The 15,211-nt window shown below is 33.8% G+C and carries 16 protein-coding genes and 1 pseudogene; 14 read left to right on the top strand and 3 right to left on the bottom strand.

Going from position 1 to position 15,211, the window contains the following annotated elements; all coding sequences use genetic code 11:
- Positions 1 to 74 precede the first annotated feature (74 nt).
- The 11 genes from B8T70_RS19435 (at position 75) to B8T70_RS19485 (ending at position 6,237) form a co-directional block, all read left to right on the top strand.
- Positions 75 to 284: a hypothetical protein gene (locus B8T70_RS19435; protein ID WP_039115779.1), complete on the top strand. Its 210-nt coding sequence runs from the start codon at positions 75 to 77 to the stop codon at positions 282 to 284.
- A gap of 92 nt (positions 285 to 376) precedes the next feature.
- Positions 377 to 763 (top strand): VOC family protein, encoded by a 387-nt coding sequence (locus B8T70_RS19440; protein WP_039115780.1) that lies wholly within the window; start codon positions 377 to 379, stop codon positions 761 to 763.
- A gap of 28 nt (positions 764 to 791) precedes the next feature.
- Entirely contained in the window at positions 792 to 1,301 is a 510-nt protein-coding gene (locus B8T70_RS19445) for a DinB family protein (protein ID WP_086895919.1), read from the top strand.
- A 44-nt stretch (positions 1,302 to 1,345) separates the two neighbouring features.
- The gene (locus B8T70_RS19450) at positions 1,346 to 1,819 is read left to right on the top strand and encodes a DUF1440 domain-containing protein (RefSeq protein WP_086895920.1); all 474 of its coding nucleotides are present in this window, start codon (positions 1,346 to 1,348) and stop codon (positions 1,817 to 1,819) included.
- Positions 1,820 to 1,887: 68 nt separating this feature from the next.
- Positions 1,888 to 2,583, top strand: coding sequence for an alpha/beta hydrolase (locus tag B8T70_RS19455; RefSeq protein WP_039115785.1), 696 nt, complete (start codon positions 1,888 to 1,890; stop codon positions 2,581 to 2,583).
- Positions 2,584 to 2,760: 177 nt separating this feature from the next.
- A complete protein-coding gene (locus tag B8T70_RS19460) occupies positions 2,761 to 3,216 on the top strand; it encodes an SRPBCC domain-containing protein (protein WP_086895921.1) in 456 nt (151 codons plus the stop codon).
- A complete protein-coding gene (locus tag B8T70_RS19465) occupies positions 3,217 to 3,780 on the top strand; it encodes a YdeI family protein (RefSeq protein ID WP_086895922.1) in 564 nt (187 codons plus the stop codon).
- Positions 3,781 to 3,990: 210 nt separating this feature from the next.
- On the top strand, positions 3,991 to 4,782 hold the full coding sequence (locus B8T70_RS19470) for an AraC family transcriptional regulator (RefSeq protein WP_086895923.1): 792 nt from the start codon (positions 3,991 to 3,993) through the stop codon (positions 4,780 to 4,782).
- A gap of 89 nt (positions 4,783 to 4,871) precedes the next feature.
- Positions 4,872 to 5,300 carry a DoxX family protein gene (locus B8T70_RS19475; RefSeq protein WP_086895924.1) on the top strand — a complete coding sequence of 143 codons (429 nt, stop codon included), beginning with the start codon at positions 4,872 to 4,874 and terminating at the stop codon, positions 5,298 to 5,300.
- 23 nt (positions 5,301 to 5,323) lie between these two features.
- A complete protein-coding gene (locus B8T70_RS19480; protein WP_086895925.1) occupies positions 5,324 to 5,668 on the top strand; it encodes a cupin domain-containing protein in 345 nt (114 codons plus the stop codon).
- 134 nt (positions 5,669 to 5,802) lie between these two features.
- Complete coding sequence (locus tag B8T70_RS19485) at positions 5,803 to 6,237, top strand: DUF6526 family protein (protein WP_086895926.1); 435 nt, start codon at positions 5,803 to 5,805, stop codon at positions 6,235 to 6,237.
- Between the two features lie 186 nt (positions 6,238 to 6,423).
- Here the strand turns inward: B8T70_RS19485 and B8T70_RS19490 are convergent, their stop codons facing one another.
- Positions 6,424 to 7,134, bottom strand: coding sequence for a LytTR family DNA-binding domain-containing protein (locus B8T70_RS19490; protein WP_039115798.1), 711 nt, complete (start codon positions 7,132 to 7,134; stop codon positions 6,424 to 6,426).
- Between the two features lies 1 nt (position 7,135).
- The gene (locus tag B8T70_RS19495; RefSeq protein ID WP_039115800.1) at positions 7,136 to 8,173 is read right to left on the bottom strand and encodes a sensor histidine kinase; all 1,038 of its coding nucleotides are present in this window, start codon (positions 8,171 to 8,173) and stop codon (positions 7,136 to 7,138) included.
- 164 nt (positions 8,174 to 8,337) lie between these two features.
- Between B8T70_RS19495 and B8T70_RS19500 the strand changes: the two genes are divergently transcribed.
- The 3 genes from B8T70_RS19500 to B8T70_RS19510 are packed head-to-tail and all read left to right on the top strand — an operon-like array spanning position 8,338 to position 14,098.
- Positions 8,338 to 9,723 carry a TolC family protein gene (locus tag B8T70_RS19500; RefSeq protein ID WP_086895927.1) on the top strand — a complete coding sequence of 462 codons (1,386 nt, stop codon included), beginning with the start codon at positions 8,338 to 8,340 and terminating at the stop codon, positions 9,721 to 9,723.
- Between the two features lie 12 nt (positions 9,724 to 9,735).
- Positions 9,736 to 13,020, top strand: coding sequence for an efflux RND transporter permease subunit (locus tag B8T70_RS19505; protein ID WP_086895928.1), 3,285 nt, complete (start codon positions 9,736 to 9,738; stop codon positions 13,018 to 13,020).
- Complete coding sequence (locus B8T70_RS19510) at positions 13,010 to 14,098, top strand: efflux RND transporter periplasmic adaptor subunit (RefSeq protein ID WP_086895929.1); 1,089 nt, start codon at positions 13,010 to 13,012, stop codon at positions 14,096 to 14,098. Before B8T70_RS19505 ends, B8T70_RS19510 begins: the two co-directional genes overlap by 11 nt.
- Before the next feature lie 688 nt (positions 14,099 to 14,786).
- On the opposite strand, the pseudogene B8T70_RS23970 reads toward B8T70_RS19510, so the two are convergent.
- A pseudogene (locus B8T70_RS23970) lies at positions 14,787 to 15,211 on the bottom strand (hypothetical protein); the annotation flags it as partial.

The following is a 15,211-nucleotide window of genomic DNA, read 5'->3' on the forward strand; positions in this document are numbered from 1 at the left end:
CAGACTAATATTTTAATATATACATCAAAAATAAACTAACAATCAATACGTTATAGTTTAAAATCAGAAAACCCATGATAGAAGTTTTCAAAACAAATGTTCAAGAAGTAGAGCAATCCCAAATGATTGTTGCAAAACTTCTTGAGCATTTCCCTAATGGCAATATAAACTTTGACTTAGAAGATTGTGATAAAATTTTGCGTATTCATGATCTGAAGATTTCAAATAAAAAAATAATCGAACTACTTAATTCGTATGGGTATCATTGCGAGGTACTTCCGTGATAAAACAAACTCACAAATAACTGATTTTTAATACCTTAAAAACATTAAAAAGTGTAATTTTATTCTATTATTAAACTTTAAATTATAGAAAGATGGAAATCCCAACAACACATCAAGCTGTAATGCCCTATTTAATGCTAAAGGGAGCTTTAAAATTTATAGACTTTACAAAAAATGTTTTTGATGCACAACTAATAACAAGTATGCATAAACTACATGAAGATGGAGAAACAATAAGACACTCAGAAATAACAATTGACGGAAGCACAATAATGTTTACCGATGCAACAGAGCAATGGAAACCTCAACCAGCGAACTTGTTTGTTTATGTAGACAATGCCGATGAAACCTATAAAAAAGCTCTAGCTAATGGCGCCACAACACTTATGGAATTAAGTAATCAGGATTATGGCAGAACCTGTGGTGTAACCGACCCTTTTGGTAATGTATGGTGGATAACATCATCTGTAAATAGATAATAAACACAACCTTTAATTAATCAATAAAATGAAAACATTACTCCAAAAAAAAATCACTGAAACATTTGAGCAGCTCTACAAAATACTTACTTCACTTTCAGAAACGGAGCTAAACACCGTTCCTTATGAAGGAAGCTGGACAGCCGGGCAAGTGCTGCAACACCTCATCCTAGCTAGTTCTGGTTATCCCGAAATGTGCAGTGGTCCAACAGAAAAAACAACTCGTGAACCCGACGAAAAAGTAAAAGATATAGCAGCTCTTTTTCTAAACTTCACCATAAAAATGCAAGCTCCAGAATTCATAATACCATTGGATAAAAAATACAATAAAAATTCGCTAACTTTATCTCTGCAAAAAATAGAAGAAGAATTATTGCATGTATCCGAAACTTATGATTTAACTTTAACATGTCTCAATTCAGAAATTCCAACATTTGGAAAATTCACAATTTATGAATGGATTAATTTTTCTCTTATTCATATACAAAGACATATAAAACAATTAAATACTATTTGTCAGGAAGTAACAAGACAGTAAGTTTACCAATTAATTTTAAGCACTAAACATAAACAATCATCTACATGAAATCAAAAGTTGGAACAGTTTTATTATCAGGTTTAGTTGCTGGCACATTGGATATTATTACCCCTATTCTTATTTATGCCGTTATTTTACAAAAAACTACTGCTCTTAAAATTTTACAATCTATTGCTAGTGGTGTTTTTAAACAAGATGCCTACTCGGGCGACCCAAAAATGGCATTTTACGGACTCGCGTTTCATTTTATAATTGCGACCATCTTTGCTTTATTCTATTTTAAAATTTATCCGTACGTTTCGTTTTTAAAAAACAATACTATAATCTCAGGAGTACTATATGGAATTTTTGTTTGGATTATAATGAACCTAGTTGTTCTGCCAATTGTTTTTCCAATACTACCTGCCAAAAGTTTAGATTTTCCGTTACTATTATCAATCCTAATATTGATTTTTTGCATCGGGATTCCTATTGCATACATTACAAAAAAATACTACACATACACATCAAACAGGTGATTACATTAAAGTCCCAATGAGATAAAACCTATGCATTAAAAAAATTGATTTAACTAAAAATTATTATCATGGCAACAAAAGATTTAAACATTGTATTGGTTCATGGAGCATGGGGCGATGGCTCACATTGGCAACATATTATTCCTGCTTTGCATAAAGAAGGATACAAAGTGCGAAGCGTACAAAATCCTTTAACATCACTAGATGATGATATCCAAAAAACAAAGGATTTAATAGATGCACAGGATGGCAAAGTATTATTAGTAGGACATTCTTATGGAGGTTCTGTAATAAGCGGCGCAGGACATCATGACAAAGTAGTAGGTTTGGTTTATATTGCGGCATTTGCACCAGATAAAGGCGAAAGTTTGGGTGGTATATTCGGACGCAGAGAACAACCAGCGGGCGGAGCAAGTATATACCCTGATAGCAAAGGTTTTTTATGGATTAAATATGATGAATACCATAAAAGTTTCTGTCAGGATTTAAATGAAAAAGATACCCTGACTATGGCTTTGGCACAAAAACCTATTCATGGTAGTTGTTTTGGAGCAGAATCTGGAGAACCAGCCTGGAAAACTAAACCAAGTTGGTATCAAGTATCCAATAACGATCATATGATCCCTCCTGCAACTCAAATAGAAATGGCAAACAGAATGAATCCTAAAAAAATAATTCATTTAGACGCAAGTCATGCTTCATTGGCTTCACACCCAAAAGGAGTATTAGAACTAATTCTGGAAGCTGCAAAAGCTGTTGAATAAATAACAGTTCTTTATTTTACTTAAAGTAAATAATTAACCCGTTAAAATAGTTTCTGTTAACACATAGCAACATAGCTTAAATAACAAAGATGTTTTCTAAGATTCATCTTAAGTTATAAATTTATGTTCCTATGTGTTGATTTTTTTATACACCCAACAAGTTAAAATAAAATAATCATGGTAAATCAATTAACAGTTAACAATAGTATCGAGATAAATGCTCCTGCTCATAAAGTATGGGATGCATTGACAAATCCTGAAAAAACAAAAGTTTATATGTTTGGTTGCGAAGCTTTGTCTGATTGGGAAATAGGAAGCGAACTTCTTTGGCAAGCCAATTACGAAGGTCAGGACTTAGTTTTTGTAAAAGGGCATATTGTAAGCATAGAGCCTAATAAAAAACTTATTTATTCTACATTTGACCCAAATTCTACTATTCCCGATATTCCAGAAAATTATTTAAATGTAACCTATGAATTGGCGGATAATAACGGAAAAACAATTTTGAATGTTTCTCAAGGCGATTACTCAACTGTGGCAGATGGACAAAGAAGATATTGCGAAGCTTTAAATAATGGAGAAGGTTGGAATCCGATTTTGGTAGAAATAAAAAAACTAATAGAAGAAAATTAAATGAGTCCAATGTTTTTCGAAAATCAATCTGAGTTTAGAAAATGGTTAACCCAAAATCATCTACTCGAAACGGAATTACTGGTTGGTTTTTATAAAGTAAATAGCAATAAACCAAGTATGACATGGTCACAATCTGTAGATGAAGCACTTTGCTTTGGCTGGATTGATGGCGTTCGCAGATCTGTTGATGCCGATAGTTATTCCATACGTTTTACACCCAGAAAAGCTACAAGTATTTGGAGTGCTATAAATATTAAAAAGGTCGAAGATTTAACAGAACAAGGATTAATGCAACCCGCAGGAATTGCTAGTTTTAAATTGCGAAAAGAAGATAAATCCAGAATTTATACGCACGAAATCGAAGAAGTTCACTTTTCTGATGAATTTGAGGAAATTTTTAAAACCAATGAAAAAGCTTGGAATTTCTTTCAGGCACTTGCACCTTCTTATAAAAAAGTTTCAAAAAATTGGGTCATGAGCGCTAAACAAGAAACTACAAGAATAAAACGCCTAAACGAACTTATTGCTGATAGTGCAGAATCCAGAAATAAATGGAAATATTAATTACTAAAAACAATTATCAAATTGTATAACTCAAAACCATTTAAGTCATTTAAGAAAATATAAGCTTTAAATACTTCTCTTAAATGAACTTACATAACTTATATGGTTTCTTTTATTAAAAGTTCATGGTTTTAATAAATTACTATTTAGCCATATAACACAAACCATTTATTCTTACTTTTGGTTAGAACAAAAATTATGAGAAGCTAAATGATTGATATAAAAACTTTTGACAAGACAATTGGTTTAGAAAAACCGAGACGGGTTTTAAAATATGTTTTAATCTTTTGTACTTCGGGTTCAGTGACCATTTCAGTAGATGAAAATGAATTTGAGTTAACAGAAAATACTGTTCTTACCATTACCTCAGGACAAATTCATTATTTTAAAAACATTCATAATGCCAAGGGAATTGTTCTTGAATTTACTTATGATTATTTCTGCAAAAATGATAATGACATCGAATTAATCTTTCATAATGGTTTGTTTTGCCACTTTGCAATGAACGAAGTTATTCCTGTAGATAATAGCGAAACCATACTACAAGAATTACAATTAATCGAAAAGGAATTAGCCGAAACTCCCTATCAATATCTAATTTCGACACACAGCCGAATTGAGTTAATTTTGATTGAAATAAATCGTTCTAAAATAAATCGTGGTGACGAAATTTATAAACCCGATGCTTTATTTCTTGCCTTTCTGGAAACAATACTTAAAAACTTTGAGAAAAACTTATCAGTAAACGAAATTGCCACATTACTTGGTACTACAGAATCTAAACTAAATGAACTCTCGAAACTTCATACTAACAAAACGGCACAGAATGTAATTTTTGGGCTAATCATATCCGAAGCAAAACGCCTTTTTACCTACGAGAAATTATCGGTAAAAGAAGTTGCTTATATGTTAGGCTTCAACGATCCTTTTTACTTCTCTAATTTTTTCAAAAAACACACCAAAATTGCTCCTAAATCATATAAAGAAAAAGTCATGATCTAATAGTACATGCTTTTTCTAATATTCTCTATTCTTTAGCGAATAACCATATTGCACCTTTGTCCTGATAATAATTACTAATAAAAAAGTAAATGAAAAAACATCAAGACACAGCAACTTTGCTATTACGTACTGCGCTTGCAATTGGCTTTTTATCGGCAGTTTCCAGCCGTTTAGGTTTATGGGGAGAATACTCTTCGGGATGGCAAAACTTTATTGCCTATGCTGAGAAAGTAAATTCTTTTGCTCCCAAAAACAGTATCCCACTTGTTGTAATACTAAGTACACTTTTAGAAACCCTATTTGCATTAATGCTTTTGATTGGCTACAAAACCCGATTAGCAGCAACTGGAGCAGCAATCCTTACATTATTATTTGCTCTCGCAATGGCTTATTCATTTGGAGTCAAAGAACCATTAGATTATTCGGTCTTGGTATTTTCTGCAGCCGCATTTCTATTGGCTACAATGCCACAATACCGTTGGAGTATTGACGAAATATTTCTTAAAAACAAAAACTAGCACTAATTTAAACTATACACAAAATGAAAAAGCAAATCACAAAAAGCAACGAAACCAATTGGAAACCACTAGTAGAAGAAGGAATAAAAACAGACGGAGTTTATGTAAAAATTCTTCGTTTTGACGACGCTACACAAAGACCTCCAACTTTTTTATTAAAATTTGATGCAGGTGCCTCCTACCCTAATCATAGTCATCCTGCTGGCGAAGAAATATATGTCTTAGAAGGCGAAGTACGCTTTGGCGCAGACCAATTAAATAGTGGCGATTATTTGTATATGCCACCAGGAAGTACACATTCGGCATTTTCTAAAAACGGATGCACCATGTTATTTGTCGTACCCGAAGAAGTTGTAATCTTAAAATAAACAGTATCCATTTTTTAAAACTAACCTTCAAGATACATATTTTGAAGGTTTTATTTTCATTTAAAGTCTTAACGTATTGATAAATAACATTTGATAAGTTACAGTTTTGATTACCTTTAAAAAAACTAACTCAAATGGAAACACAATCCTACAACAATCACATTCGTTATTATAAACCTCATCATTTTGTTTATTATCCTGTATTATTAATATTACTTGTTTTTAGTATCTATTTTTCCTTCACAACCAATGACACAATTATCTGGATTTTTATAAGTCTGATATTTGTTGTTTTATTAGGATTAGGATTTATGCTACGTCAGCATTATGCATTAACGTTACAAAACCGAATCGTAAAACTAGAACTTCGATATCGGTATTTGTCGATAACAGGAAAAAGATTGGAACTTATCGAAGACCAATTAACCGATGAACAAATATTTGCATTACGATTTAGTCCAGATAATGAACTCAATCTATTAATCGAAAAAGCGCTGGATGAAAATCTCTCCGGAAATTCTATCAAAAAATCTATTACCAATTGGAAAGGCGATTACGAAAGAGTATAGTTTTTCTCGCAAAAACACCAAGTCGCCAACTTAAAACTATTTAAACCATGTAAGTGATGAAAGTAAATATAAGTGTGATTAGTCAACTTAAAACTTAACTGAACTTACATCACTTACATGGTTAACTTTTTGTAACAATTTTAAATTTGTGTAAGCGTCTAATTAAACTTTTATAAGCATTGGTATTTAAAGAATATTTTTATTCTTCAATCTATCTAGTAATTCTCTTTTATAAGTAATTCCTATAGGCAATCGTTCCTTTTTTATTACAACAAAATCTTTATCGGTAGCTTCTATTTTATCCAGAGCAACTATATAAGATTTATGAATGCGCATAAAACCCAATTCAGGAAGACCCTTTTCGAATTCGCTGGTTGTAATAGATGCCAGATAGGTTCTTTTTGTAGTGTGTAATTTTACGTAATTACCAAAACTTTGTGCAAATAATAAACTCTCTAATTCGAGTTCGATAAAATGACCATCTACTTTAACAGAAACTGTATTAGCAATAATTTCAGCGGGTTTATTTTGAACATTTTCGATAGAAAAGAAACGGTCAATTGCTTTTAAAAATCTCGGAAAATAGATCGGTTTTAGCAAATAATCGATCACTCCATAATCATAACTTTCCAGAGCAAATTCTGAGTAAGCAGTTGTCAGGATAGTTTTTGGTGGCGTTGGGATAATCTTTAATAATTCTATACCCGTTATTTCGGGCATATTAATGTCAAGAAACATTAAATCGACTTTATTCTCTCTAAGATAATTCATGGCTTCAATGCCATTATAACATTGAAAAACTAAATCTAATTGTGGATTTTGCTTAATATAATTCACCAAAACATAATGCGCTGCAGGCTCATCATCAACAATAATACATTTTTTTGGCTCTTTCATTTTATACAAACTTCTTGAGTTGCAATTTTAAATCTACGATATACGTATTATTATCATCCTGAATATCTAATTTATATTCTTTACCATAAATTAAATTCAAACGTTCGATAGTATTCTTCAACCCTATTTTGGTCGAAATAACATTTGTTTTTTTAGTTGGAATCGAATTTATCACATGAAGATGCAACAACCCATTTTCGACCGTGATAAAAATACGAACAAAACAGTTCTCTATTGCACATGCTCCGTGTTTAAAAGCATTTTCTATAAAAGCAATCAATAACATTGGCGAAACTTTATAAGCATTCTCATTATCAATCTTGCAGTCATAAGTAATATCACAACGATACCCTACTCTTTCCTTTTCTAACTGGATATAACTATTAATAAACGAAAGTTCCTCCTCCAGCGATACACATTGTTTGTTATTACTCTCAAGCTGATAACGCATTAATTGCGACACTTTCATGATTAAATCGGGTGTACGATCAGGGAATTCAAGACTAATTCCGTACAACGTATTAAACGTATTGAATAAAAAATGAGGGTTTAATTGTCCTTTAAGAGCATTTAGCTGCATTTGATTAAACAACAACGTTTCGTCAGTTTGTTTTTTATGGATTCTGTAGAATTTAAAAACAATTATCGGACTCAAAATACATACCAATGTTCCTAAAACACTTGCCAGCTGATAGGCATAACTTCGTTGATGTGAGTTTTGGTATAAACGACATTTATTAAACATATCCAATGTCGTTATTTCATATAAAACTATCGAAAACAGCAATACTCCAAGGAGTGTGAGAAAAATGTATGTTAATGGTCTTTGATCTTTAAATAAAATAGGAAGAATAAAAAAACGGTTAAACTGGGCATGCATGTATAAAACCAAGTAAAAAAAAACGCCCATAGATATAGATGCTAAAGAACTAAATAACATCCAATCATTTTTTAACGTGTAGATTGTAAACGAAAAGGCTATAACAGCAATTTCTTGCCACCATTTGTTATCCAATATCTTGTTAAACTTCTTATTCATTTTTAATACTTAAATAGTTTACAAATTAACCACATTTTTTTAGTTTTTAAGATCAATAAATGACCAATTCAATTCGTCATTTATTATCGCATTACATCATTTAAGAACTGTTATTTCGGCACAAGTAAAATATTTTTGTTTCATAATTTCTTATTTAGAGTTTTATGTATTTCAAAAAAATTGCCTTATTATTTTTATTGTTTTCCGTTTCGGCAAGCTTTGCCCAAACACTATCATTAAAAGATGCTATTAAAACAGGTCTTGAAAATTATGGTAGTGTCAAAGCAAAAAGCAATTATGCTAATGCCTCCAAAGAAACGCTAAAGCAAGCAAATCGGGATTATTTACCCAATTTAAACTTATCTGCACAACAAGATTATGGAACCATAAATGGGCAGAATGGTGCTTTGTATGGTTTTAATGGTTTAGGAACTGCCTCTTCTGGTCCTGCATTGCCAGAACAAAACTGGAACGCTTCGTTTGGAGCATTATATCTGGTTAACATGAATTGGGATTTTTTTACTTTCGGAAAAATCAAACAAAAAATCAATCTTGCCAAAGTCGAAGTTCAAAGTCGTGAGAATGATTTACAACAAGAAAAATTTCAGCAAGAAATTAAAATCTCTGCGGCATATCTTAATTTGCTGGCAAGCCAACGTTTATTAATTTCTCAGCAAAAGAACTTAACACGTGCCATAGTTTTTAAGAACACTGCCGTGGCAAGAGTGAAAAACGGATTACTTGCCGGAGTAGATTCTACATTGGCTACAGCCGAAGTTTCTCGTGCTAAAATCGCATTAAATCAGGCTAAGGATTTTGTAAAAGAACAAAACAGCAAACTGGTTATTTTAATGGGAGTTCCTAGTCAGGATTTTATTCCGGATACTTTGTTTGTGAGTCAGATTCCGAAAGAAATGATACAACCTACAGAATCTAATGATAGTTTGCATCCAGTACTTCAATACTACAAAAGCAAAATTGATTACAGCAATCAACAAGTTAAATTATACAAGAGAAGTTATTACCCAACGATGAGTATGTTTGGCGTTTTGCAAACCAGAGCATCAGGATTTAACTCCGATTATGTTACAGATCAAACTTCTTTTAACCGAAATTATATTGATGGTATTAGCCCCGACCGAACCAATTATCTGGTAGGAGTTGGAATTACTTGGAATCTTACTACGCCTTTTAGAACAAGCAAACAAGTAAGTGCTCAAAAATTTATTTCGCAAGGATTACAAGATGAATACAACCAGATTGATACCGAGCTTAAAGCACAATTAAATCTTGCCGACGCAAAAATTAAAATCACGATGGATAATTATGTCGAAGCACCTATTCAGGTTAAAGCTGCTGCTCAGGCGTACTTACAGAAATCGACTTTATACAAAAACGGATTAACGACATTAACCGATATTACGCAAACGCTATATACGCTAAATCGTGCCGAAATAGACCGTGATATTGTCAATAATAATGTTTGGCAATCTTTCTTACTCAAGGCTGCTGCCACAGGTAATTTTGACTTATTTATAAATGAATTTTAATTATAGATCCTAATGAATTTAATACGTTTTGCACTTCGCAAACCCATTTCCATACTGGTTATGGTTGCAGGTTTATTCTTCTTCGGAATTGGTGCTATTAAGGATATCAAGGTAGATATTCTCCCGAAAATGAATTTACCGGTTATTTATATTGCACATCCCTTTGGTGGTTATACACCAGACCAGATGGAAGCTTATTTCGCCAAAAATTATGTCAATATTCTACCTTTTGCCAATGGAGTAAAATCAGTAGAAACTAAGAATATTCAAGGGTTAATGATTATGAAATTAACCTATTATGAAAACACAAATATGGCTCAGGCTGCTGCCGAATTGAGTTCATTATCTAATAGAATTCAGGCGGCATTTCCTCCAGGAACGCAACCGCCATTTATCATCCGTTTTGATGCTTCGTCTTTGCCTATTGGGCAATTGGTATTAAGCAGTAAAATACGTTCAAATAATGAGTTGCAGGATTTAGCCAATGTCTATGTTCGTGCCTCATTTACCTCCATTCCCGGTTTATTATCTCCGGCACCCTTTGGCGGAAGCCCAAGAACAATCGAGGTTAATGTAGACCCCGATTTGTTGCGTTCGCATAATATGACACCCGACCAGATTGTAGAAGCTATACGTGTAAACAACCAAACTGCTCCATCAGGAAACGTTCGTATGGGCGACAAAAACTATATTACACCAACCAATAACACGATTAAAGAAGTTAAAGATTTTGAGAACATTCCGTTGTTTAAAGGAAGCGTTCAAAACTTAAAATTAGGTGATGTTGCAACAGTAAAAGATGGTGCAGACATTACGGCTGGTTATGCCTTGGTAAACGGAAAACGTTCGGTTTATATAAGTATTGCCAAAGCGGGAGATGCTTCGACTTGGGATGTGGTTCAGAAATTAAAATCCGAATTACCTAAAATCCAAAGTACATTACCCGAAGATGTAAAATTATCATACGAATTTGACCAATCGGTTTATGTAATCAATTCGGTTAAAAGTTTAATTACCGAAGGAATCATCGGAGCTGTATTAACTGGATTAATGGTTTTACTTTTCCTTGGTGATAAACGTGCTGCTTTAATCGTAATCCTAACCATTCCTATTTCGATTATCTCGGGGGTTTTATTCCTGAAGTTATTCGGACAAACCATCAACTTAATGTCTTTAAGCGGATTGGCTCTTGCCATAGGAATCTTGGTAGATGAAAGTACCGTTACGATAGAAAATATCCACCAGCATCTCGATATGGGCAAGCCCAAGGCACTCGCCATTTGGGATGCCTGTCAGGAAATTGCGCTGCCTAAACTATTGATTCTTCTTTGTATTCTTGCCGTATTTGCACCTGCATTTACCATGGTCGGAATTCCGGGAGCCTTGTTTTTACCACTTGCATTAGCGATTGGATTCTCGATGGTTATTTCGTTTTTGCTATCACAAACTTTTGTGCCAGTTATGGCAAACTGGTTAATGAAAGCCCATCCTGTTCACGCACACGCGCCAGGTATTACCGATGATGAAGCTGAATTTAATGATTGCGGGTTAACGCCTGAGTCAGAGAAAGATTTGATTACTCAGAAAAAAGCAATGGTCGAAAGAGACGATTTTAATAATGATGGAAAAATAAGTCATTTTGAGAAATTCAGAATCCGATTTATGAAAACATTAGACCGTTTGTTTCCGCATAAAAAAGGAGTTACCCTCGCCTATCTATTCGGAATCACTTTCTTGGCAATATTACTGATTACGTTTATTGGGAAAGATGTTTTCCCTAAAGTAAACTCAAGTCAGTTCCAACTAAGAATGCGTGCTCCCGACGGAACTCGTTTGGAACGTACCGAAGAAAAAGCAATTTTAGTACTGAAAGAATTAAACAAAATGGTTGGTAAGGAACATATCGGAATTTCATCTGTATATGTAGGACAGCATCCATCGTTGTTTTCTATAAACCCTATTTATTTATTCATGGCAGGTTCTCATGAAGCGGTTTTTCAGGTAAGTTTAAAAGACTATCATGCCGACATGGATGAGTTTAAAGATGAGTTTAGAAACAGGCTTAAAAAGATTCTTCCAGATGTGAAAGTCTCTTTTGAACCAATCGAACTTACTGATAAAGTATTGAGCCAAGGTTCTCCTACTCCTATCGAGGTACGAATTGCCGGAAAAGACAAAAAACGAAATGAGCTTTATGCTAATCAAATTGTCGAGAAGCTAAAGAAAATATCCTATTTCAGAGATGTACAAATTGGGCAGCCAATACATTATCCAGCAATGAATATCGATATTGACAGAACTCGTGCTGCCGAATTGGGTGTTGATATGAATGATATCTCACGTTCTCTGGTTGCTTCGACCTCATCGTCAAGATATACTGAGAAAAATACGTGGGTCGACGAAAAAGCGGGATTATCCTATAGCGTTCAGGTACAAGTGCCGCTAAACAACATGAAAAGCAAAACAGATATTGGCGAAATTCCCGTATTAAAAAATTCGCTTCGACCAGTTTTAAGCGATGTTGCCAAGATTACACCGGGATTTGTAAGCGGAGAAAATGACAACTTGGGTGCTATGCCTTATATTACAGTTACTGCCAACATTAGCCAGACCGATTTGGGTACGGCAGTAAAAGATGTAGATGCAACAATAAACTCATTGGGCGAATTACCACGCGGATTATTCATAAGCCCAATTGGTATGAGCAAAGTATTAGTAGAAACACTAAGCAGTTTACAAGTAGGTTTATTGGTTGCAATTTTCGTGATATTTTTAATGTTGGCGGCAAATTTCCAATCGTTCAAGGTATCGTTAGTCATCTTAACAACAGTTCCTGCAGTAGTTCTAGGAGCTATATTAATGCTTACAATTACAGGCTCTACATTAAACTTACAATCGTATATGGGAATCATTATGTCAGTTGGGGTTTCTATCGCCAATGCCGTTTTATTGGTTACCAATGCCGAACAATTACGCAAACACAATGGCAACGCATTAGAGTCGGCACGTGAAGCTGCTGCATTGCGTCTTCGTCCTATTATCATGACCTCTGTGGCGATGATTGCAGGAATGTTACCAATGGCAATTGGTCACGGTGAAGGTGGCGATCAGGTATCACCATTAGGGCGTGCGGTTATCGGCGGATTATTCTTTTCGACCTTTACAGTACTACTAATTTTACCACTGATTTTTGCGTGGGCGCAAGAAAAGGCAACAACACAATCTGTTTCTTTAGATCCAGAAGACGAAGAAAGTATTCATTATATATCCTCATTAAATCCAAAAAATGAAAAATAAAATATTACAATCAATAATGCTGTTTCTAGTAGCAATAAGTTTATTAAGCAGCTGTAATTCGGGCAAGAAAGAAGAAGCTGTTGCCGAAATCGAGCCCAAAACTGAAACGTTTCTTTTGCAAAAAGAGAAGCTAACAACCGAGCTAAGAATGCCTGCAGAATTATCTGGTTTCCAACAAGTAGATTTATATGCAAAAGTGAGCAGCTTTGTAAAATTACTTAAAGTAGATATTGGCTCGAAAGTAACCAAAGGACAACTTTTGATAGTATTAGAAGCACCCGAAATTAGTTCGCAACTTGCAGCAGCCGAATCGAGATTAAAATCGATGGAAGCGATTTACAATACAAGCAAAAGCACGTACAATCGTCTTTATGAAACTAGTAAAGTCGAAGGGACAATCTCTAAAAACGACTTGGAAATGGCAAACGGAAAAAAGAATTCTGATTATGCACAATACCAAGCAGCCGTGGCTTCGCATAAAGAAGTGGCAATTATGAGAGGTTATCTGGAAATTCGTGCGCCTTTTAACGGAATTGTTACCGCAAGAAATATCAATTTAGGCGCTTATGTTGGTCCATCTGGCAAAGGATCGGATTTGCCGTTATTGACAATCCAGGAACAAACAAAATTGCGTCTTGCTGTTTCTATCCCAGAACTATATACTGGTTATTTAAAACAAGGTGACGAAATGAGTTTTAATGTAAAATCATCGCCAGATACTTTTAAAGCTAAAATCCAACGTATGTCGGGAGCGTTAGATTTAAAACTGCGCTCAGAACGCGTAGAAATGGACGTGAACAATACAAGCGGAGATTTATTACCAGGAATGGTTGCCGAAGTTTTGCTTCCGCTAAATGCAAAAGACAGCACATTTGTAGCACCTAAAACTGCCGTTGTAAGTTCTGCCGAAGGCGTTTATGTTATAAAAATAGTAAACCATAAAGCAGCAAGAATCAACGTAAAAAAAGGAAGAGAAATCGATGATAAAATCGAAATCTTTGGCGACTTAAATGCCAATGATAAACTGATAAAACTTGCCAGCGAAGAAATTAAAGAAGGCGATGTTATAAACGAATAACCAACGTTTAGCTTTATTTTTTATTAGATTACCCAAAGAACTGTACGCAATTATTAAATCCAGCATTTAAAAATCTGAAAGGATTTGAGGATGTAAATTAAAAATTGCCTAAAGGACGATGCTTTTAAAGTATCGTCCTTTTTTTGTGTTTAAAAGTTTCACTGAGATTCGCGAAATAGTGCTGAGATTCACAAAGTTTTTATTCTCATTTTTGTCATCCCCTATTGTCATCCCGAGCGTAGTCGAAGGCTTATGAAACCGAAATAATAAAAGAATCTCGCAAAGAAGCGGAGCCGCAAAGTTTCTATTCTCATTTTTTTTCATTTCGAGGAACGAGACCCGAGCTATAGCAAAGACACAAAGTTTTCTCCAATCTTGTCATCATTTCGAGGAACGAGAAATCTTCGCGAGTAGCTCGACAATTTAAGAAAAAACTATGAGTTAGTTTCTCACGAAGATTTACTTCGTCTATTCGTTATCACTCGGGTCTCGTTCCTCGAAATGACAGACTTTGTGGTTACTTTTTTAAACTTTTAAAAATAACCTTTATATTTTTCAGGAGCTTTTTCCTGCTATCATTCCAATCTTTTTTATTGTGAAAAACAATAAAAAAGGATTTTCCCTTCTATCAGGGCTAGAAACGTGACTGTGTGGATATACTCAGCAATAGTGCGGATTCAATATGAACTTAATACTTGTTTTTTAAATGTCTAGTCATTGCTTGATGAACAGTTACATTACTTTTTTGTATTTGTTTGTTGAAAGAATCTGTCTCGAAAGTTTTACAACACCTTTTTATATAAGAACGGTAGTTCGATTTGTTCTTATTATCTAATATAGAATGTCTAAACTCATAAAATCCTCTGTCATTAAGAATAAGTTTATATCTTCTTCTTTGTAATTTTGCAAACTCAATATTTTCTTGGTCAGTAAATCTTAAAGGTAAATTATATATTTTTTTTATTTGATTTTTAAAGATTGCTCTTTTATTATTAGGATTTTTCTCTGCTAACTTAATAGCTCTATTGGCTTTTCGTTTTACAGAACTAATTAATTTTCGATAATACTTTGCTAGATTTGGTGATTTTATGCCAATATGATAACCTTTAAAAT

This window comes from Flavobacterium sp. AJR (genome assembly GCF_002156885.1).
GTDB lineage: Bacteria > Bacteroidota > Bacteroidia > Flavobacteriales > Flavobacteriaceae > Flavobacterium.